Annotated in this window: 18 protein-coding genes; 9 read left to right on the top strand and 9 right to left on the bottom strand. The window is 73.1% G+C overall.

Annotated elements, in window-relative coordinates:
* The first annotated feature begins 123 nt into the window (after positions 1–123).
* Positions 124–1,107, top strand: a complete 984-nt coding sequence (locus tag QC283_RS24950; protein WP_279563899.1) for a bifunctional GNAT family N-acetyltransferase/NUDIX hydrolase — start codon at positions 124–126, stop codon at positions 1,105–1,107.
* 12 nt (positions 1,108–1,119) lie between these two features.
* Here QC283_RS24950 and QC283_RS24955 read toward each other — a convergent pair whose 3' ends face one another.
* Together QC283_RS24955 and QC283_RS24960 are read right to left on the bottom strand one after the other, a co-directional pair.
* Positions 1,120–2,523 carry a M1 family metallopeptidase gene (locus QC283_RS24955; RefSeq protein WP_279563900.1) on the bottom strand — a complete coding sequence of 468 codons (1,404 nt, stop codon included), beginning with the start codon at positions 2,521–2,523 and terminating at the stop codon, positions 1,120–1,122.
* A gap of 129 nt (positions 2,524–2,652) precedes the next feature.
* On the bottom strand, positions 2,653–3,222 hold the full coding sequence (locus tag QC283_RS24960) for a GlcG/HbpS family heme-binding protein (RefSeq protein WP_279563901.1): 570 nt from the start codon (positions 3,220–3,222) through the stop codon (positions 2,653–2,655).
* A gap of 301 nt (positions 3,223–3,523) precedes the next feature.
* Here QC283_RS24960 and QC283_RS24965 point away from each other — a divergent pair, with 301 nt between their 5' ends.
* Both QC283_RS24965 and QC283_RS24970 read left to right on the top strand, forming a co-directional pair.
* Positions 3,524–4,747 carry a sensor histidine kinase gene (locus QC283_RS24965; RefSeq protein WP_279563902.1) on the top strand — a complete coding sequence of 408 codons (1,224 nt, stop codon included), beginning with the start codon at positions 3,524–3,526 and terminating at the stop codon, positions 4,745–4,747.
* Positions 4,748–4,778: 31 nt separating this feature from the next.
* Positions 4,779–5,600, top strand: a complete 822-nt coding sequence (locus QC283_RS24970; protein WP_279563903.1) for a response regulator transcription factor — start codon at positions 4,779–4,781, stop codon at positions 5,598–5,600.
* Between the two features lie 64 nt (positions 5,601–5,664).
* Here the strand turns inward: QC283_RS24970 and QC283_RS24975 are convergent, their stop codons facing one another.
* Positions 5,665–6,240 (bottom strand): TerD family protein, encoded by a 576-nt coding sequence (locus QC283_RS24975; protein ID WP_279563904.1) that lies wholly within the window; start codon positions 6,238–6,240, stop codon positions 5,665–5,667.
* A 157-nt stretch (positions 6,241–6,397) separates the two neighbouring features.
* On the opposite strand from QC283_RS24975, the gene arfB reads away from it, so the two are divergent.
* Entirely contained in the window at positions 6,398–6,835 is a 438-nt protein-coding gene (gene arfB, locus QC283_RS24980) for an alternative ribosome rescue aminoacyl-tRNA hydrolase ArfB (protein WP_279563905.1), read from the top strand.
* 102 nt (positions 6,836–6,937) lie between these two features.
* Here arfB and QC283_RS24985 read toward each other — a convergent pair whose 3' ends face one another.
* Positions 6,938–7,408 (bottom strand): GNAT family N-acetyltransferase, encoded by a 471-nt coding sequence (locus QC283_RS24985; RefSeq protein WP_279563906.1) that lies wholly within the window; start codon positions 7,406–7,408, stop codon positions 6,938–6,940.
* Positions 7,409–7,456: 48 nt separating this feature from the next.
* On the bottom strand, positions 7,457–8,065 hold the full coding sequence (locus tag QC283_RS24990) for a flavin reductase family protein (RefSeq protein ID WP_279563907.1): 609 nt from the start codon (positions 8,063–8,065) through the stop codon (positions 7,457–7,459).
* A 326-nt stretch (positions 8,066–8,391) separates the two neighbouring features.
* On the opposite strand from QC283_RS24990, the gene cdgB reads away from it, so the two are divergent.
* Complete coding sequence (gene cdgB / locus QC283_RS24995; protein WP_279563908.1) at positions 8,392–10,074, top strand: diguanylate cyclase CdgB; 1,683 nt, start codon at positions 8,392–8,394, stop codon at positions 10,072–10,074.
* A gap of 118 nt (positions 10,075–10,192) precedes the next feature.
* Positions 10,193–11,152 carry a CBM35 domain-containing protein gene (locus QC283_RS25000; RefSeq protein ID WP_279563909.1) on the top strand — a complete coding sequence of 320 codons (960 nt, stop codon included), beginning with the start codon at positions 10,193–10,195 and terminating at the stop codon, positions 11,150–11,152.
* A gap of 39 nt (positions 11,153–11,191) precedes the next feature.
* On the opposite strand, the gene QC283_RS25005 is transcribed toward QC283_RS25000, so the two are convergent.
* The 3 genes from QC283_RS25005 to QC283_RS25015 form a co-directional block, all read right to left on the bottom strand.
* Positions 11,192–12,124, bottom strand: coding sequence for a 1-phosphofructokinase family hexose kinase (locus QC283_RS25005; RefSeq protein ID WP_279563910.1), 933 nt, complete (start codon positions 12,122–12,124; stop codon positions 11,192–11,194).
* 125 nt (positions 12,125–12,249) lie between these two features.
* Complete coding sequence (gene nagA / locus QC283_RS25010; RefSeq protein ID WP_279563911.1) at positions 12,250–13,395, bottom strand: N-acetylglucosamine-6-phosphate deacetylase; 1,146 nt, start codon at positions 13,393–13,395, stop codon at positions 12,250–12,252.
* Positions 13,395–14,327 (bottom strand): ROK family protein, encoded by a 933-nt coding sequence (locus QC283_RS25015; protein ID WP_383526360.1) that lies wholly within the window; start codon positions 14,325–14,327, stop codon positions 13,395–13,397. Before QC283_RS25015 ends, nagA begins: the two co-directional genes overlap by 1 nt.
* 182 nt (positions 14,328–14,509) lie before the next feature.
* Between QC283_RS25015 and QC283_RS25020 the strand changes: the two genes are divergently transcribed.
* The 3 genes from QC283_RS25020 to otsB all read left to right on the top strand — a co-directional run bounded on the left by QC283_RS25020 (position 14,510) and on the right by otsB (position 17,038).
* A complete protein-coding gene (locus QC283_RS25020; RefSeq protein ID WP_443032682.1) occupies positions 14,510–15,775 on the top strand; it encodes an ABC transporter substrate-binding protein in 1,266 nt (421 codons plus the stop codon).
* 55 nt (positions 15,776–15,830) lie between these two features.
* The gene (locus tag QC283_RS25025) at positions 15,831–16,055 is read left to right on the top strand and encodes a DUF3263 domain-containing protein (protein WP_279563913.1); all 225 of its coding nucleotides are present in this window, start codon (positions 15,831–15,833) and stop codon (positions 16,053–16,055) included.
* 104 nt (positions 16,056–16,159) lie between these two features.
* Complete coding sequence (gene otsB, locus QC283_RS25030; RefSeq protein ID WP_279563914.1) at positions 16,160–17,038, top strand: trehalose-phosphatase; 879 nt, start codon at positions 16,160–16,162, stop codon at positions 17,036–17,038.
* Between the two features lie 167 nt (positions 17,039–17,205).
* Here otsB and QC283_RS25035 read toward each other — a convergent pair whose 3' ends face one another.
* Positions 17,206–18,609 carry an alpha,alpha-trehalose-phosphate synthase (UDP-forming) gene (locus QC283_RS25035; protein WP_279563915.1) on the bottom strand — a complete coding sequence of 468 codons (1,404 nt, stop codon included), beginning with the start codon at positions 18,607–18,609 and terminating at the stop codon, positions 17,206–17,208.
* Positions 18,610–18,711: the final 102 nt, after the last annotated feature.

Consider the following 18,711-nt stretch of genomic DNA (forward strand, 5'->3'; position numbering starts at 1 on the left):
AGGCGCGGGCGCCCGTCCGGCCCGGCCTGCCCCGCCCGGTGGCCGCCCCGTCCGCCGGCCTGCCCCGCCCGGAGCGCCCCGGGAACACGCCGCACGGACGCGCGGACCGGATAGGTTGCCCGAGTGATCCTCACTCCCCTCCCGCTCACCCCCGACCACGACATCCCGGGCCCCCTCCTCACCGAACTCACCGCCCTCTACGCCTCTAACCGCGCGTTTCACGCGCTCGGCGGCGAGTTCCCGGACCCGGACGACATCCGTCCGGAGCAGGTGGCGGCGGCGCTGGCCGACGAGTTGGCGCGACCGGGGGCCGAGGTGCTGCTCGCCAGGGACGCGGGCCGGCTGGTCGGGGTCGCGGTCACGCTCGCCCGGCACCCGGACCCGGCCGAGCCGGACCCGTGGATCGGGCTGCTGATGGTGGACGCGGGGCTGTGGCGGCAGGGACACGGCACACGGCTCGCGTCCCTCGTCGAGGACCGCCTCCGGGCCGGGGGCCGCACCGCCGTACGGCTCGCCGTCCCCGACGCCGACGCCGACGGACTCGCCTTCTGGACCGCCCTCGGTTACACGGCCGTCGACCACCGCCCCGACCTCCGGCGGGGCCGCCCCCGCACGGTGCTGCGCAAGCCACTGGGCGGCCCGGCGGACGGGCCGCCGCGCACCCCGCGCCGCGCCGCCCGCCTCGCCGTGCTCGACCCCGAGGGCGCGGTCTTCCTCCTCCGCTACGACAACGTGGAGGTCGGCGTGCACTGGGCGATGCCCGGCGGCGGTCTGGAAGCGGACGAGAGCCCTCGCGAGGGCGCCCTGCGCGAAGTGCGCGAGGAGACCGGCTGGACCGACCTGGAAGCCGGCCCCCTGCTCTGCACCTGGGAACACGACTTCACCCACCTGAGCGTCGGCCCCGTCCGCCAGCACGAGCACATCTACGTCGCCCGCGGCCCCCGCCGCGAACCCACCGGCCCTCACCTCGCCGCAGCCCACGCCGCGGACGGCATCCTCACCTGGCGCTGGTGGACCCCGGGGGAACTCGCCGAAGCCCCCGAACCCTTGTGGCCGCCGGACCTGGCCCGGCTGCTCGACGCGTTCGAGGCGCCCCGGAGCCTCTGAAGCCCCCGGGACTCACGGGCTGTCCGGCCTGCCGTCCCCGTACAGCCAGTCCTCCCAGATCCCCGAGAAGTCCTCGTCCGGCGCCGACTTCTCCACGTACGCCGTGAAGTCGCCGGTGTCCGCGTTGCCGTGGCGGTGGGCGGTGGCCCAGCCCCGCAGGAGCGTCAGGAAAGCGTCGTCGCCGACTGCCTGGCGGATCTTGTGCAGGACCATCGCGCCGCGCTGGTAGACGGGGCTCGCGGAGATGCGCTCCGCGTCGGGCGGGTCCGCGGGCGGGAACGCCCAGATCGAGTCGTTCGCGTCCTCGTCGGGGTAGTAGGTCCCGTCGTAGAGCGCGTCGAAGGTCTGCTGCGCGGTGTCGCCGCCCTCGTCCTCCTCCCACAGCCACTCGGCGTAGGTGGCGAAGCCCTCGTTGAGCCACATGTCCCGCCAGGTCTTCGGGCTGACGGAGTTCCCGTACCACTCGTGGGCGAGTTCGTGGACGAGCAGGACGGTGTCGGGGGCGCCGGGGAAGTAGGGCCGGTTCTGCGTCTCCAGGGCGTAGCCGGCGTCACCGGCGCGGTCGACGATCGCGCCGGTGGAGGAGAAGGGGTACGGGCCGAAGTTCTCCTGGGCCCACTCCATGACCTCGGGAATCCGCTCCAGAACCACCCGGCTCGCGTCGGCCTGCTCCGGGTCGACGGCCGTGTACACCGGCAGGCCGTCGTCGGTGGTGGAGCGGTCGGTCTCCCAGTCGCCGACGGCGACCGTGGCGACGTGGCTCGACATCGGCTCGGCGGTGTGCCAGGTGAACGTCGTGCGGCCGTCGCGGGTGGTCTCACCCGTCAACTCGCCGTTGGAGACGGCTCCCAGGCCCTCCGGCACCGTCACCGCGAGATCGTAGGTGGCCTTGTCGGAGGGGTGGTGGTTGCCGGGGAACCAGGCCATCGAGCCCGTCGGCTCGCCGAGCCCGACCGCGCCGTCGGCGGTGGGCAGCCAGCCCTCCTCGGAGCCGTCCGGGTCGGTCACCGTCACCGGGCCGCCGGAGTAGCGGACGGTCACTTCGAACGTCTCCCCGTCGTTCAGCTCGTCCGCCGGGCGGACGGTCAGCTCCTGTCCGGCCCGGTTGAAGCGGGCGTCCCGGCCCTCGACGGTGACCTTCTCGACGTCCAGGCCCTTGAGGTCGAGGTTGAAGGCGGACAGTTCCCGGGTGGTGCGGGCGGTGATCGTCGCGGTTCCGGTGAGGTGCTCCGCGTCGGGGTCGTAGGCCAGGGTCAGGTCGTAGTGGCCGACGTCGTAGCCGCCGTTGCCCGCCTTCGGGAAGTACGGGTCACGCACGCCCGAGCCGCCGGGGGTGCCGTCGACCCCGCCGCCACCGCTGCACGCCGTGAGGACGGTGACGGTGGCGGCGGCTACGAGCAGGCGGGAGGTGCGCACAACGTGATCCTATGAGGCGTTTCACGTGAAACGCCTCTCGGAACCGTCTGCTGGAGCCGTACGCCGGGCCCCGGATCGGTGCCCCGTCTCCCCGGCTCTCCGGCCCGTCTCCCCGGTCCTCCGGGGCGACTAATCGATCGCCGCCGCGCCCGCCCGCGCGAACTTCTCGTCCAAGGTGCCGGACGGTGCGCCCGCGACCCCGATTCCGGCGATCGGCGCCTTGCCGGCGGTGACCGGGACGCCGCCGCCCAGGAAGAGGGTGCCCGGGATGTCCTTCAGGTTCGGGGCGTTCTCCAGGCGTCCCTCCAACTCGGTGGTCGGGGCGTTCCAGGCGACCGCGGTGAACGCCTTCTTCACGGCAGACTCGTACGACTGCGGGCCCGCGCCGTCACCGCGCATGGTGAGGATCGTGTTGCCGTTGCGGTCGACGACCGCGACCGTGATCCGCTGGCCCTCCTTTCCGGCGGCCTTCAGCGCGGCCTGCGCCGCCTCGGTCGCGGCGGCGATCGTCAGATGCGTGGAGGTGGTGGTGTCGCGCCTGCCGGCCTCACTGGCGGGGGCGGCGGCCACCGCGGCGTTCCGGGCGGCGTCCGGCGCGGAGGCGTTCGCCGCCACCGTGCCGAAGGTGCCGGCGGCGACGGCGGCGAGGACGGTACCGCCGGCGGCGACGCGGGCGCGCCGGGAGAAGGTCTTCTTCATGGTGGTCTGCTCCTCGGAGAGGGATGGGGTCGGGCCGGACGGTCCGCGCCGGGGTCGCCCGGGGCACTTCCGTCCGGCTGCTCTCCACCCTCCGCCCGGCAGCCGGCGCGCACGGTCGCCGTTCCGGCTGCTCGTGGGCGACGGAACGGGCGACGGCGGGGTCGTCCGATCGGTTGACCCGCCGGCCGCCCAGGCGGGTCACCATGGGAGTGTCCGCGCAGCTCAGCGATCTCCTACGGCACGTTGTAGGACACGCGGGCGGAAAGCCGCAGGGCACACAGGCGAAAAGGAGGCGCGCCGGATGCCGAAGCCGTACGACCCGGACACCCGGTGGCTCGGCGCCGTCATGCACGCGGCGTTCTTCCTGCTGCTCGGGGGTGCCCTGGCCCGGTTCCTGCAGCGCCACCCCGGCGAGCCACGCACTCCGTGGATCCTCGCCCTGTCCCTCACCCTCGCCGTGCTGCACCTGCTCGGCCCCGTCCTGAGCGGCCCCGGGGCGCGGCACACCCTCCGGAGCCTGGGCCGACTGGGCCTGGTCGTCGTGGTGTGGATGGTGCTGGTCGTCCTCGCGCCCAGCTTCTCGTGGTGTGCGGTGCCGCTCTTCTACACCGGCCTGCGCACGCTGCCGGCCCGCGCGGCGCTCGTGCTGGTCACCGTCCTGACGGTGTTCGTCGTCGCCGCGCAGCTCCGCCTCGCCGGAAGCCTCGACCCGAACCTGCTCCTGGCGCCGCCCGCCGTCGCCGCGATCGCCGCGGGCGTCTTCCTGCACACCGAACGGCAGGCGACCCGGCAGCGCACCCTGATCGACGACCTGATCCGCACCCGCCGGGAACTCGCCGCCTCCGAGCGCCGCGAGGGCACCCTCGCCGAACGCCAGCGGCTGTCCATGGAGATCCACGACAGCCTCGCCCAGGGCCTGTCCAGTCAGCGGATGCTGCTCCAGGCGGCCGAGCGGGTCTGGGAGTCCGACCCGGACAAGGCCCGCACCCACGTCCGGCGTGCCGCCTCCGTCGCCGAGCACAACCTCACGGAGGCCCGGCGCTTCGTCCACGACCTCGCCCCCGCCGACCTCGCCCGCGGCGGCGGCCTGGAGGCGGCTCTGCGCGCATTGGCCGAGCGGGAGTCGGGCGGCCACCTCACCGTGCGCGTCCACGTGGACGACGGCGCCCGCGTCCCGCCGCTGCCCGACCGGGTCGAGTCCGTCCTGTTGCGCATCGCCCAGGGAGCGCTGGCCAACGTCCGGGAGCACGCGGACGCGTCCATCGCCGCGCTCACCCTCACCCTCCTCGACGACCAGGCCGTCCTCGACGTCACCGACGACGGACACGGCTTCGACCCGGCCGCGCTGCCCGACACCCCCACCGGGGTACGCGGACACGGACTGCCCGCCATGCGCGCACGGTTGCGGCAGCTCGGCGGCACCCTGACCGTCGAGTCCGCACCCGGCGAGGGCACTGTCCTGTCCGCTGCCGTCCCCCTGGAAGCGCCCCGGACCGGGCCGGCCGACGCACCCGAGGCACGATGACCATCCCGGCCGAAGCCCTGGAGGCACTCCGATGACCGATCCGGTGGACCCGCAGCCGGCTGCCGCATCCCTTCCCGTGCGTCTCCTGGTCTGCGACGACCACGCCGTCGTACGGGCCGGGCTGCTCGCCCTGCTCGACAGCGCACCCGGTATCGAGGTGGTGGGCGAGGCGGGCACCGGCGAGGAGGCACTCGCGCTCGCCGCGCGGCTCGCGCCGGACGTGGTGCTGATGGACCTTCAGCTCGGCGAGGGCATGGACGGTGTGGAGACCACCCGCCGCCTCACGTCCCCCTCGGCGGCAGTCGCCGCCGCTGGAACCGCGGGTGCCGAGGGAACCGCCGGAGCCCGGGCCGCGGGGGGAACGGAAGAAGGCGCTGGGAGTACCGGGGGAGCCGGAGGCGGCAGGGGCTCCGCAAGCGCCGGGGAAGCCGTCGGGGGCGGAGGCGTCCGGGGAGCGCCCCCGCACGTCCTGGTCCTGACCACGTACGACACCGACGCCGACATCACCCGAGCCATCGAGGCCGGGGCGACCGGCTACCTGCTGAAGGCCGAGCGCCCCGAGGAACTGTTCGCCGCCGTCCACGCCGCTGCCCAGGGCCGAACGGCGCTGTCCGGGCCGGTCGCCAGCCGGGTCATGGCCAACATGCGCCGCCCGCGTCCCTCCCTCACCGGCCGCGAACGCGACATCCTGGCCCAGCTCGCCACCGGACTCGGCAACCGGGAGATCGCCCGTGCCCTGTTCATCAGCGAGGCCACGGTGAAGACCCACCTGCGCCGCATCTACGACAAGCTGGACGTCGACACCCGCGCGGGCGCGGTCGCGGTGGCGAAGGAGCAGCGTCTGCTGACGTGACGCAGGGAGGCCCCCCGGCGCACGACCGGGAGGCCTCCGTACGAAACGAACGAGCGGGTGGGCGTCAGACGCTCACACCGAAGTCCTGGGCGATGCCCACCAGGCCCGAGGCGTAGCCCTGGCCGACGGCGCGGAACTTCCACTCGGCGCCGTTGCGGTACAGCTCGCCGAAGACCATCGCGGTCTCGGTGGCCGCGTCCTCGGACAGGTCGTAGCGGGCGATCTCGGCGCCGCCGGCCTTGTTGAGGATGCGGATGTAGGCGTTGCGCACCTGGCCGAAGTTCTGCGAACGGTTCTCGGCGTCGTAGATCGAGACCGGGAAGACGATCTTCTCGATGTCGGCCGGGAGGCCGGCCAGGTTGACGTTGATCGCCTCGTCGTCGCCGGCGCCCTCACCGGTGCGGTTGTCACCGGTGTGGACGATCGTGTTGTCCGGCGTCTGCTTGTTGTTGAAGAACACGAAGTGGCCGTCGGAGTAGACCTTGCCCTGCGTGTTGACCGCGATCGCGGAGGCGTCGAGGTCGAAGTCTGTGCCGGTGGTGGTACGGACGTCCCAGCCGAGCCCCACGGTGACTTCGGTCAGGCCCGGAGCCTCCTTGGTGAGCGAGACGTTGCCACCCTTGGACAGGCTTACAGCCATTGTTGGGAGTCCCTTCCCTCGTTTACGTACGGCAAGAAAGCTACAGCTACCCCCATGAACGACGAGAGGGGTACGCAAGGTTCCTGCTCTCTTTACTTTCTTTACCGAGGTCGGGATCAGGATATTGGGGTGACGCGGACCGCCCGGGGACGGGAACATGGACGGCATGTCCGGTCCCCATGTCATCCGCGGCTCCGTCTCCCTGCCCGAGGCCGAGCTCGTCTGGCGTTTCTCGCGTTCCTCGGGGCCCGGCGGGCAGCACGTCAACACCACGGACACCGCGGTGGAACTCCGTTTCGACCTGGCGAAGACCAGGTCCCTGCCCGAGGTGTGGAAGCGGCGGGCGCTGGAGCGGCTGGCCGGGCGCCTGACCGACGGGGTCGTCACCGTCCGCGCCTCCGAGCACCGCTCCCAGTGGCGCAACCGCGAGGCCGCCGCCGTACGCCTCGCCGCCCTCCTCGCCGAGGCCACCGCGCCCCCGCCCGGGCCCCGCAGACCGACCCGCATCCCGCGCGGCATCAACGAACGCCGGCTGCGCGAGAAGAAGCAGCGCTCGCAGACCAAGCGGGGGCGCTCCGCGCGGGACTGGGGGTGACCGACCGGTGGCACCCGACGAGTCCGTCCGCGGGTCCGTCGTGGTCGGCCGCGCGGTTCCCCGTGGCCCTCTCGGGGCGCACTCCGGGTCGGCCGTCCGCGTTCAGCCGAGGTCCAGCACGCCCACCGTCTCGCCCTCGCTCGTCTCCCCGTCCGTTCGGAAGCCCAGGCCCAGGTAGAAGCCCTCGGGGCCGTTCGGGCCCGGATGCCACGTCACGTAGCACTCCTTGCCGCCGCGGCGGCGCACCTCCTGGGCCACCGACTCCACGGCGAAGCGGCCGTACCCCCGGCCCTGCTCCCCGGCCGCGATGTTCAGCCGCCACAGCCCGGAGCGCCGCACGCTGCCGTCCTCGTACCAGTCGATGTCGTAGAAGGCCATGAGGAAGCCGACGGGACGGTCGCCGTCGACGATCAGGCGGGGCCAGGCGACACCGGGGTGGAGGTAGGCCTCGGCGAGGGACTTCATCACCGGGGAGACGGCGAACTCCTGCTCGGGGCGCACCCGTATGCCGACGGCGGCGTCGAAGTTCGCCGGAGTGATCTCTTCCAGGCGGGGCGTGGTGCTGGTCGTCATGCGCGCACCCTAGGCAGGCGCCGGGAGGACGGGCGAGCGGATTTCGGCTCAGCCCAGCTGCCGGTAGCGCCCCTTGAAGTACGCCAGCGGCCCCCCGTCGAGGCTCGGCAGCGCGGCGGTCAGTACGCGGCCGATCACCAGGGTGTGGTCCCCGGCCGCCACCCGCCGCTCGGTACGGCACTCCAGCGTCGCCAGGGCACCGCCCACCATGGGGGCCCCGGACGCCTCGCCCCGCACGTAGGGGATGTCCGCGAACAGGAGCCGGTCACTGACGCGGCCCTTCATCGCGAAGCGGCCCGCGATGTGCCGCTGGCTCTCGGACAGGACGGAGACCGCCCACAAGGGCTGCTCGTCGAGCAGGTCGTCCATGCGTGAGCCCTCCCGCAGGCTGACCAGGACCAGCGGCGGGTCCAGGGACACCGACATGAACGCCGTGGCCGTCATCCCGACGTCCTCGCCGCGCGGCGCCTGCGGGTCGTCGGGATCGAGCGACGCCTCCTGCGCGGTCACCAGGACCACACCGGAGGCCAGCCGGGACATGGCGGCGCGGAATTCCTCGTTGCTCACCCCCTCAGCATGCCCGGCGGCGGGCGACGGTGACGGAAGCGCGGGGGACGCGGGGGGTACGGGGGACGTGAGGGACGGAGAGTTCGGCACGCCCGCCACGCTAATCGCCGGGCCGCCGGCCCGGCATCGGCCCCTGGACCGAACCGGGGCACGAACCGGGACCTAGGACCCCGGAAGGAGACGGCGCACACCCACCAGGCTTTGCGTTCGGTAAACGCGTGGGGAAGACGCGGAAAAGCCATTCAATTGCTCACCTTTTGCTGTGACTTGAGTCACAAGGAGCGGTAATTGTTGACCCTGTGTACCGAGTGGGGAGCGCGCTGTGATTCAGTGGCGGGGAACCTGCAAGGGCACCAGCAGTACAGGCGCCGACGAGAACCCTTGATTCGCTGTGAGGCCTCGGGGGGAGGGTGAGCATGGAGACCGAGTCGGAGCCCTACGTCCGTCTTGCGTCCCTGCGTCAGCTGCACCAGGCCATGGCCGACATGAACACCGCCCGCAGTCTGGCCGATACCCTCCAGACCGTCGCCGACGGAGTCGTCCACGCCCTCGGGTACGAGCTGGCGTGCGTCAACCTGGTCCGCCCCGACGGCGACCTCGTCGTGGCCGCCTTCGCGGGCAACCAGGCCGCCGAGGCGCTGATCACCGGACGGGTCGGCTCCCGCGACTCCTGGGACCGCCGCCTGGCCATGGGCGAGCAGTGGGGCGACCTGATCTTCATACCCCACACCGAGGGCTGGATCCTCGACGACGACGACGTCCCGCAGTGGTACACCGACGGGCCCGCGCCCCGCTTCGAGGACGAGTGGCACCCCTCGGACCGGCTCTTCGCCCCGATGTACGCGCCCGGCCCGCAGGGCGGCGGCAACAGCGGCGAGCTGGTCGGCGTCCTGTCCGTGGACCGGCCGCGCAACGGCCGCCGCCCCGGCGCCTGGGGCCGCGAGGCTTTGCAGATGTACGCGTTCCAGGCCGCCATCGCGATCAGCAACGCCCGGCTCCGCTCCAACATGCAGCGCGCCCTGGTCCGCCTGGAACGCGACCAGCAGGCGCTGCGGGCCAGTGAGGAAAGCTTCCGGCAGGCCTTCGAGTACGCCCCCTCCGGCATGGCCATCGCCGAGATGGGCGGCGACCAGCACGGCCGCATCCTGCGCACCAACGACGCCCTGTGCCGCCTGCTCGGCCGCCCCGCCTCCGCGATGCGCCGCTACGCCTTCTCCGACCTCGTCCACCCCGAGGACATCGGCACCCTGCTGCGCACCTCCGCCGAGGGCGGCCGGGCCGAGCTGCGCCTGGGCCGCCGCGACAACACGTACGTCTGGGTCTCCCTGCGCAACAGCGTCGTCGCCGACGCCGCCGACGGGCCGCGTTTCCTGCTCTCCCACGTCGAGGACATAGAGGAGCGCAAGCGCCGCGAGCTCCAGCTCGCCCACCGCGCCTCCCACGACTCCCTCACCGGCCTGCCGAACTCCGCCGAGCTCCGCTCCCGGCTCGCCGCCCGGCTCTGCCGGCGCCCGCAGTCCTCGCACGTGGCCGTGGCCGACGCCATGGACGCGGCCTACGGGCAGGACGCGGTCCACGCGAGCTCCGCCGTGTTCGACTCCGGCGGCCACACCTTCGACTTCGGCGCGGTCACCGAGCCGTACGGCGCCTACGACCACCATGTGCACGCCGTCGCCCCCGCGGACGGCCGCGACGACGGCACCAAGGGGCTCGCGGTCCTCTTCTGCGACCTGGACGGCTTCAAGTCGATCAACGACCGGTTCGGGCACAACGCCGGCGACGCCGTACTCATCGAGGTCGCCCACCGGCTCAGCGGCGGTGTGCGCGACGGCGACACGGTGGCCCGGCTCGGCGGCGACGAGTTCGTGATCCTCGCCAACGGGCTCGGCCGGGCCGACGCCCAGGACCTCGCCGTACGCCTGCGCAGCGAGATCATCCAGCCGATCCGGGCCGAGGGCCGGGCCGTCCGCGTGGGCGCCAGCTTCGGCATCGGATGGGCCCACTGCGGCATGACGGCGGACGAGGTTCTCAAGTCCGCTGACGAACGGATGTACGTCGAGAAACGATCTCGTCCCAAACAGCATCGCCGAGCCGGATGATCACCAGGTCAGCGCCTTGATGCGGTTTGAGTCACCCTTTCGGGTCAGTGGGAGCGGGTAGGCTCGCTGTCTCACACCCGTACCGCACAAGCACCGCATCTGGTTAGGAGACCTAGGGATGACGCCCGGCAACAACGGCGCGAGCACGCCCGAGGACGACGACCCCTTCGGCTACCTCTACGCCGACGGGCAGGCCAACGGGGCCCAGCCGCCGTCCGGTGGCTACGGCTACCCGAACTCCGTCAACCGGGTGCGTCCCGTCGGCACACGGCAGTACGGGGCCCCGCAGGGCCAGCCCGCCCCGCAGCAGCAGGGCGTCTACGGCCAGGCCCCGCAGCAGCAGGGCGCCCACGGCCGGCCGAACGCGCACTACGCCGCGCCGGAGACCTTCCCCGGCGGCGGCGCTCCCACCGCCCCGCAGCACTCGGGACGCGGCGGGGGCGGCGGACGCCGCGGCCCCAACACCAAGGGCCTGCTGATCGGCGCGGTCGCGGTCGTCGCCGCGGTGGTCATCGGTATCGCCGTGGCCATGACGAGCAGCGGCTCCGAGGACGACAAGGGCGGCAACGAGGCCGGCGGCGGCGGCACGGCCGGCCCCACCCAGTCCGAGAGCACCGAACCGAGCCCGTCGGCGAGCGAGGGCGCCGAGGAGGAGGCCGAGCTCCCGTCGACGGACGCGAAGTCCCTCAGGCTGTCGCCCGGCGTGACGACCGCCTCGGACATCGAGGGCGCCGAGACCGAGGGCGGGGTCTACGTCACCGGTTTCAACCAGGTCGGCGCCAAGGTCACCTGGACCGTGGACGGCATCGAGAAGGCCGGCAGCTACCGGCTGAACGTGCGCTACGGCACCCCGGGCGTGGACGCCGACGCCACCCTGCTGGTCAACGGCAAGGCCGAAGCCCGTCCGCTGAACATGAAGAACTTCGGAGGCACGCCGGCCGGGGACTGGGAGAAGGGCTGGAAGTCCACCTGGGCCAACGTGAACCTCAACGAGGGCACCAACACGATCGAGCTCGCGTGCAACGCGGACAACAAGTGCGAAGTGGTCCTCGACCAGCTCTCGATCACGGCCGGATGACGGCCGGATGACGGCCTCGTAGGCCGGCCGCGGATCACATCACGCCGCGTCGGCCTCCGCCGTCACCGCGACCCCGCGTCCGAGCAGCTCCTCGTACGCCCCCCGGTCGAACTCGCCCGCCACCGGTGCCGACACCGTCGCCGCGGACAGGGCGACCGCGCGGGCCAGCCGCTCCGGCCAGGGCAGGTTCTCGACCAGACCGGAGAGCAGCCCCGCGACCGCCGAGTCGCCCGCGCCGGTCGGATTGCCCCGGAGACGGGCGGGCGGCGCGGCCCGCCAGCGGCCCTGAGGAGTCACCGCGAGCAGCCCCTCGGCGCCCAGTGAGGCGACCACCGAGCGGGCACCGCGGCGCCGGGCGGCCTGCGTGGCCCGCAGCGGCTCGTGCGAGCCGGTCAGCTCGGCCAGCTCCTCGGCGTTCGGCTTGATCAGATCCGGGCGGGCGGCGACCCCCCGGCGCAGCGGCTCCCCGCTGGTGTCCAGCAGCACCTGCACGCCCGCGGCGCGCGCCGTGCGCACCAGCCCGGCGTAGGCGCCCACCGGTACGCCCGGCGGCAGGCTGCCGCACAGGGCGACCGCCGAGGCGCCGGCCAGCAGATCCCCGTAGAGGTCCTGGAAGGCGTCCCACTCGGCGGGTGCGACGGCCGGTCCGGGCTCGTTGAGCTGGGTGGTGTCGCCGGTGCGCTCGTCGACGACGGCGATGGTGCGCCGGGTCGCCCCCGCGACCGGCACGAGCGCGTCGGCCACCCCGCGCACGCCGCCGAGCCCCTCGCGCACGACGTCTCCGGTGACGCCGCCCGCGAAGCCGGTCACCGTCACCTCGTGTCCGAGGGCCGCCAGCACCCGGGCCACGTTCAGGCCCTTGCCGCCGGGCCGCTCCGTCACTCCGGTGACCCGGTGGGAGGCGTGCGGCCTGAGGGCCGGGACGCGATAGGTGATGTCGAGCGCGGTGTTGAGTGTGACGGTGAGGATCACCTGGGCCGACCTCCCCCGATCGCCTGCGGCTGCCGTGTGGACACGATCATGCCAAACGGGTGGCGGCGGGCCCAGCCCCCGGGTCGGCCACCGCGGGCCGCTCCGGGGGTGGACTCGGGGACGGATCAGCCCAGCCCGGGATCGATCACCCATTCGCCCCGGCGCATCACGCCCACCAGGTCGAACGCGGCGTCCAGTACCACCAGGTCGGCGTCCTTGCCGGGCTCCAGGGAGCCGATCCGGTCGTCCAGGCCCAGCAGCCGCGCCGGGTTGGCGGAGATCGCCGCGACCACGTCCTCCACGGCCAGCCCGTCCACCGTCACCGCCCGCTTGAAGGCGCGGTCCAGGGTGAGCGTGGAGCCCGCGATCGAGCCGCCCTCCACCAGCCGGGCCACGCCGTCCGCGACCTCGACCTCCATCGGGCCGAGCAGATAGCGGCCGTCGCCGAAGCCGGCCGCGTCCATCGCGTCGGTGATGAAGGCGACCCGGGCGGCGCCCGCGTGGTGGAAGGCCAGCTGGAGCGCGGCCGGATGCAGGTGCGTGCCGTCGTTGATCAGCTCGACGGTGACCCGCTCGTCCTCCAGCAGCGCCGCGATCGGGCCCGGGGCGCGGTGGCCGAGCGGCGGCATCGCGTTGAAGAGGTGCGTGGCGACCGTGGCGCCCGCGTCGACGGCCTGGAGCGTCTGCTCGTACGTGGCGTCCGTGTGCCCGACCGCCGCGATCACGCCGTGCTCCGCGAGCAGCCGTACGGAGTCCAGGCCGCCCGGCAGCTCGGTGGCCAGCGTCACCATCTTCGCGTGGCCGTGCGCGGCGTCGATCAGCTTGCGGACCTCGGCCGGGTCCGGGTCGCGCAGCAGCTGCTCGTCGTGCGCGCCCTTGCGGCACGGGGAGATGAACGGCCCCTCGAAGTGGATGCCGGCGACGTCGCCCTGCTGGGCCAGCTCGGCCAGCACCCCGGCGTGCCGGGCGAGGAAGTCCAGGTCACCGGTGACGGCGGAGGCGACCGTCGTCGTCGTGCCGTGCCGGCGGTGGGTGTCGACGCCCTTGAGGATGTCCTCGTGGGTGCCGCCGGCGAAGGAGGCGCCGCCGCCGCCGTGGTTGTGGATGTCGACGAAGCCGGGGACCACCCAGTGGCCCGACACGTCGAGGACTTCCGCCTGAGGGGACGCCGTGTCCGCGATCCGCGTGCCGTCGACGATCACGCGGCCGTCGTCCACGGTCCCGGTGGGCAGTACCACCCGGGCACCGGCGAGAACCTTGCTTGGGGCCATCAGGTGGTTACCTCCGGGGGAGTCACGGTCGTGGGAGTGGTGCCGAGTGGGTCGGTGGTGAGCAGGTCCCAGGCCATGAGCCCGGCACCCAGACAGCCGGCGGTGTCCCCCAGGGCCGCGGGGACGATCTCCGGCAGCTTCTGGAAGGTGACGCGCCGCCGGACGGCGTCCCGCAGTGGTGTGAACAAGGTTTCCCCCGCCTCGGCGAGGCCGCCACCGATGATCAGGACGCGCGGGTCCAGCAGAGTGAGCGCGGTGACCAGTCCGTCGGCGAGCGCGTCCACGGCGTCCCGCCACACGGCGAGCGCCCGGGCGTCGCCCGATTCGACGGCCTTGGCGCAGTCGGCGGCGTCCGCCTCCGGGTCGCCGCAGACCTCGGCCCACGCCTGGCTGACCGCCGACGCGGACGCGAACCGCTCCAGGCAGCCGCGCTGCCCGCACGGGCACGGCGTCCCGCCGGGCCGTACGACGATGTGGCCGATCTCGCCCGCGAAGCCGTGCGCGCCCGACTCCACCCGGCCGTCGATGCCGATGGCGCCCGCGATACCGGTGCCCAGCGGCACGAACAGGAACCGGTCGGTGCCCTGCCCCGCCCCGATGCGCCCCTCGGCGAGCCCGCCGGTGCGCACGTCGTGCCCGAGGGCGACCGGAACGGCACCGAGCCGGTCGCTGAGCAGCGCCCGCAGCGGTACGTCGCGCCAGCCGAGGTTGGCCGCGTACACGGCGGTGCCGTGCTCCTCGTCGATGATGCCGGGGACGACGACACCGGCGGCGCGGGCGGGCTCGCCGAACCGGTCGGCGCCGTAGGCGCGCAGTTCGGCGGCGAAGTCCAGGATGCCCGCGACGACCGCCTCGGGACCGCGGTCGCGGCCGGTGGCCCGGCGGGCCTGGTGCAGCAGCTCGCCCCCCGGCCCGGCCAGGGCGGCCTTCATCCCGGTGCCGCCCACATCGAGGGCGATGACATGTCTCACGGGGACAGTGTGGCCCGTTGACCCGGGAGAGGTCTAGTCCACTGTCGTGGTGTAGACCTTATTCCGTTAAACGAACAAGCGCACAAGTGAACGCGCAAGCAAAGCAGCGAACGACAAGTCGTCGGCAGGGTTGGGGAATCAGGGTGCAGCGGCGTAGGACAGGAACGATCGCGGTGGTGTCCGCACTGGGCATGACGGCGGTCCTCGGCGGCTGCGGACTCACCGGGGACTCCGGCGAGGTGACCCTGAAACTGGTCGCCGCCGACTACGGCGACAGCAAGGCCAACAGCTCCCAGACCTACTGGGACGAACTGGCCAGGGCCTACGAGGCCACCCACCCCGACGTGCACGTGGACGTCACCGTGCACTCCTGGAACGACGTCGACCGCAAGGTCCGCGAGATGGTCGAGGCCGGGGACGCGCCCGACATGGCGCAGATCGGCGCCTACTCCGACTACGCGGACCGGGACCTGCTCTACCAGGCCGGCGACCTCCTCTCCATCCCGGTCCAGGCCAACTACGTCTCGCAGCTCGCCGGCGCCGGCCAGGTCAACGGAGCGCAGTACGGCCTGCCCTTCGCGGCCTCCACCCGTGTGCTCTTCTACAACAAGACCCTCTTCGACAAGGCCGACCTCACCCCGCCCAAGACCTGGGACGACCTCGCCGACGCCGCCGGGAAGCTCGAGGCGGAGGGCGTGAAGTACCCGTACGCGCTGCCGCTGGGTCCCGAGGAGGCACCGGCCGAGACGATGCAGTGGATGCTCAGCGGCGGGGGCGGCTACACCGACGACGTCGGCACCTACTCCCTCGACTCGCCGCAGAACGTCACCACCTTCACCTGGCTCAAGGAGGAGCTGGTCGAGAAGGGCCTCACCGGCCCGGTCGCCCCCGGCCAGCTCGACCGGGCCGACGCCTTCGCCGCCTTCGCGAACGGCGACGTCGGCATGCTCAACGGCCACCCCACGCTGATGAAGATGGCGTCCGACAAGGGCGTGAAGTACGGCATGGTGACGACCCCCGGCGTCGACGGCGCCAGCAGGAGCACGCTCGGCGTCACCGACTGGATGACCGCCTTCAAGGAGAACGGCCACCAGGAGGAGATCGGCGACTTCCTCGACTTCGTCTACAACGACGAGAACGTCCTCGACTTCTCCCGCCGGTACAACCTGCTGCCGGTGACCACCTCGGCGTCCCAGATCATGAGCACCGCTCCGGAGGACAAGGACCTCCGGCCGTTCCTGAACGAGCTGCTGCTCTCCGAGCTCTACCCGGTCGGCAAGACCTCCTGGGCCTCGGTCAGCGCGGACGTCAAGAAGCGCATCGGCCAGGCGGTCGCCCCCGGCGGCAGCACCGAGGAGGTCCTCGACCAGATCCAGGCGACGGCGATGCGCGCGGGCAGCGCGGAGTAAGCGCGGAGTAGCGGCCACCGGGCCGCTGTCGGTGGCGGGCGCTACGGTGCCGTACATGGACCTGGGACAGAGGGAACGGAGCATCCTCGCGCTGGAACGCCGCGGCTTTTCCGGCCCCGGCGCGAAGGAGCGCGCGATCCGCGAGGAACTGGGCCTGGCACCCGTCCGCTACTACCAGCTCCTCAACGCCCTCCTGGACGACCCCCGCGCGCTGGCGGCCGACCCGGTGACGGTCAACCGGCTGCGCCGGGTACGGGAGTCGCGGCGCTCGGAGCGGTGACGCCGCCGGCGCCCGCGGGACCGGCCGGCGTCCGTCCGGCCCGTGTCCGGCACGAGGCGCACGAGCGATGCGTGGGCCCCGCGCCGGCGGGATAGGTTCGCGGTATGGGCAGCCACCAGGACTCCACCCGTGACGATTCCCCGGACTCTCCGAACCACCTGCCGACGCCCGCGACGGAGGCCGGACGCGAAGGGCTCGACGCCCTTCTCGCCCGCCCCGGCCGCGCGGTGGTCGCGCTCGACTTCGACGGCACGCTCGCCCCGATCGTCGCCGACCCCGACCGGGCCCGCGCCCACCCGGACGCCGTACCGGCGCTCGCGGCTCTCGCCCCGAAGGTCGCCTCCGTCGCCGTGATCACCGGCCGCCCGGCGGAGGTCGCGGTCCGCCACGGAGGCTTCGCGGACGTCCCCGGCCTGGAACACCTCGTCGTCCTCGGCCACTACGGCGCCGAGCGCTGGGACGCCGCCACCGGCACCCTCACCACCCCCGACCCGCACCCCGGCGTCGGTGCCGTCCGCGCCGAGTTGCCGGAACTGCTGGAGCGGTCCGGGGCCGGGCAGGGCACGTGGACCGAGGAGAAGGGCCACGCGATCGCCGTCCACACCCGCCGCGCCCCCGACCCCCAGGCCGCCTTCGACACCCTGCGCGCCCCCCTCACCGACCTCGCCTCCCGCCACGGCCTGATCGTCGAGCCGGGCCGCATGGTCCTGGAACTGCGCCCACCCGGCATGGACAAGGGCGCCGCACTGCGGGAGTACGCCCGGGAACTCGACGCCGCCTGCGTCGTCTACGCCGGCGACGACCTCGGCGACCTCCCCGCCTTCACCGCCGTCGACACCCTCCGCACGGAGGGCACCCCCGGCCTCCTGGTGTGCAGCGGCAGCGACGAGGTCCCGGACCTCCGCGAACGAGCCGACGTGGTCGTCGACGGCCCGCCGGGAGTGGTCCGCCTACTCCGTTCCCTGGCCACACGGCTCGCATAGCCGCAGCCCGCCCCCGGCCGCCCCCCTGCGGGCAGTCGTGCCTCCCCCAGTGCCTGAACGGCCTGGGAGGCACCCCCAGGGCGGCACGGGTGGGCGCAGGCTGCACCCCGTCAGCGCCGGGCCGCGCGACCCACCGCAGCCCAGCCCCAACGCCGGATCACCGGCAATCAAGACCTCAGCGCATCCAACTGCTCCAAGAACCACCGCGCCGGAGGCAACGCCGTCCCCGCCGCCGCCAACCGCTTCGTCCGCTCCGCCCGCTCCCCCGGCGCGACCCCCAACGCCTCGTGCAGCGCGTCGGCCGTACCGACCACGTCGTACGGGTTCACGACGATCGCGTCCTCCCCCAGCTCCTCGTACGCCCCCGCTTCCCGGGACAGCACCAGCACGCACCCCTCGTCGGAGACGACCGGCACCTCCTTCGCGACGAGGTTCATCCCGTCGCGGACCGGATTGACCAGCGCCACGTCCGCCAGCCGGTACGCCGCCAGCGACCGCGCGAAGTCGTCCTTCACATGCAGCACGACCGGCGTCCATCCCGCCGTACCGAACTCGTCGTTGATCGAGTCGGCCACCCGCCGCACCGCGGCGGTGTAGTCCCGGTACACGGCGAGATCCTGCCGCGAGGGGTACGCGAACGCGACGTGCACGACCCGCTCCCGCCACTGCGGCCGCCCGGTCAGCAGCTCCCGGTACGCCAGCAGCCCCCGCACGATGTTCTTCGACAGCTCGGTCCGGTCCACCCGCACGATCGTCCTGCGCGCGCTCCCGTCCGGGCCGGCGCCGATCTCCGCCCGCAGCGCCGCCATCCGCTCGTCCACGTCGGCCTCGTGCGACCGCCGCCGCAGGAAGTCCGCGTCGGCGCCCAGCCCGTGCACGCCGATCTCCGTGGAGCCGAGCCCGCCCACCAGCGCGTCGCAGCAGGCGGTGAACGAGTCGGCCCAGCGCCGGGTGAGGAACCCGAGCCGGTCGGCGCCGAGCATGCCCCGCAGCACCTGCTCGGCGATGTCGTCCGGCAGCAGCCCGAAGTAGTCGACCGGCGCCCACGGCGTGTGCGAGAAGTGCCCGATCCTGAGGTCCGGCCGCAGCTCCCGCAGCATCCCCGGCACCAGCGTCAGGTGGTAGTCCTGCACGATCGCGACCGCGCCCTCGGCGGCCTCCTCGGCCAGCGCCTTCGCGAAGGCCCGGTTGTACGCCTCGTAGGAGGCCCACTGCCGCCGGAACTCCGCGTCGAAGACCGGCTCCAGGGGCGTCTGGTAGAGCATGTGGTGCACGAACCACAGCACGCTGTTGGCGATCCCGTTGTACGCGTCCGCGTGCACGTCGGCCGGTACGTCCAGCATCCGCACGCCGTCCTCGCCGACCCCGCGCCGCACCGCCTCGCGGTCGCCGTCGCCGAGTGCGGAGCACACCCACAGCGCCCCCGCGTCCGGCCCGATGGCCGACAGCCCGGAGACCAGCCCGCCCCCGCCGCGCTTGGCGTGCAGCGAACCGTCGTCCCGCACCTCGTACGAGACCGGCCCCCGGTTGGAGGCGACCAGTACCTGAGCAGCACCGAAGCTTGAAGCCATACGCCTCAACGTAGCCAGGCCCCGGAACCCTCAAACGTGGTCGGACGACACTTCGGCATCGATTGCGTCACGCGCCTTGTGTGGATGATGTGAACAGATCGA

It is taken from the genome of Streptomyces sp. DH41, assembly GCF_029813785.1.
Taxonomy (GTDB): domain Bacteria; phylum Actinomycetota; class Actinomycetes; order Streptomycetales; family Streptomycetaceae; genus Streptomyces.

Coding starts and splice junctions, on each gene's coding strand:
- QC283_RS24965 (WP_279563902.1), top strand. CDS start 3,524: ATGCCGAAGCCGTACGACCCGGACACCCGGTGGCTCGGCGCCGTCATG.
- QC283_RS25025 (WP_279563913.1), top strand. CDS start 15,831: ATGGACCTGGGACAGAGGGAACGGAGCATCCTCGCGCTGGAACGCCGC.
- QC283_RS25000 (WP_279563909.1), top strand. CDS start 10,193: ATGACGCCCGGCAACAACGGCGCGAGCACGCCCGAGGACGACGACCCC.
- arfB (WP_279563905.1), top strand. CDS start 6,398: ATGGACGGCATGTCCGGTCCCCATGTCATCCGCGGCTCCGTCTCCCTG.
- cdgB (WP_279563908.1), top strand. CDS start 8,392: ATGGAGACCGAGTCGGAGCCCTACGTCCGTCTTGCGTCCCTGCGTCAG.
- otsB (WP_279563914.1), top strand. CDS start 16,160: ATGGGCAGCCACCAGGACTCCACCCGTGACGATTCCCCGGACTCTCCG.
- QC283_RS24970 (WP_279563903.1), top strand. CDS start 4,779: ATGACCGATCCGGTGGACCCGCAGCCGGCTGCCGCATCCCTTCCCGTG.
- QC283_RS25015 (WP_383526360.1), bottom strand. CDS start 14,327: ATGAAGGCCGCCCTGGCCGGGCCGGGGGGCGAGCTGCTGCACCAGGCC.
- QC283_RS24985 (WP_279563906.1), bottom strand. CDS start 7,408: ATGACGACCAGCACCACGCCCCGCCTGGAAGAGATCACTCCGGCGAAC.
- QC283_RS24975 (WP_279563904.1), bottom strand. CDS start 6,240: ATGGCTGTAAGCCTGTCCAAGGGTGGCAACGTCTCGCTCACCAAGGAG.
- QC283_RS25035 (WP_279563915.1), bottom strand. CDS start 18,609: ATGGCTTCAAGCTTCGGTGCTGCTCAGGTACTGGTCGCCTCCAACCGG.
- QC283_RS24960 (WP_279563901.1), bottom strand. CDS start 3,222: ATGAAGAAGACCTTCTCCCGGCGCGCCCGCGTCGCCGCCGGCGGTACC.
- nagA (WP_279563911.1), bottom strand. CDS start 13,395: ATGGCCCCAAGCAAGGTTCTCGCCGGTGCCCGGGTGGTACTGCCCACC.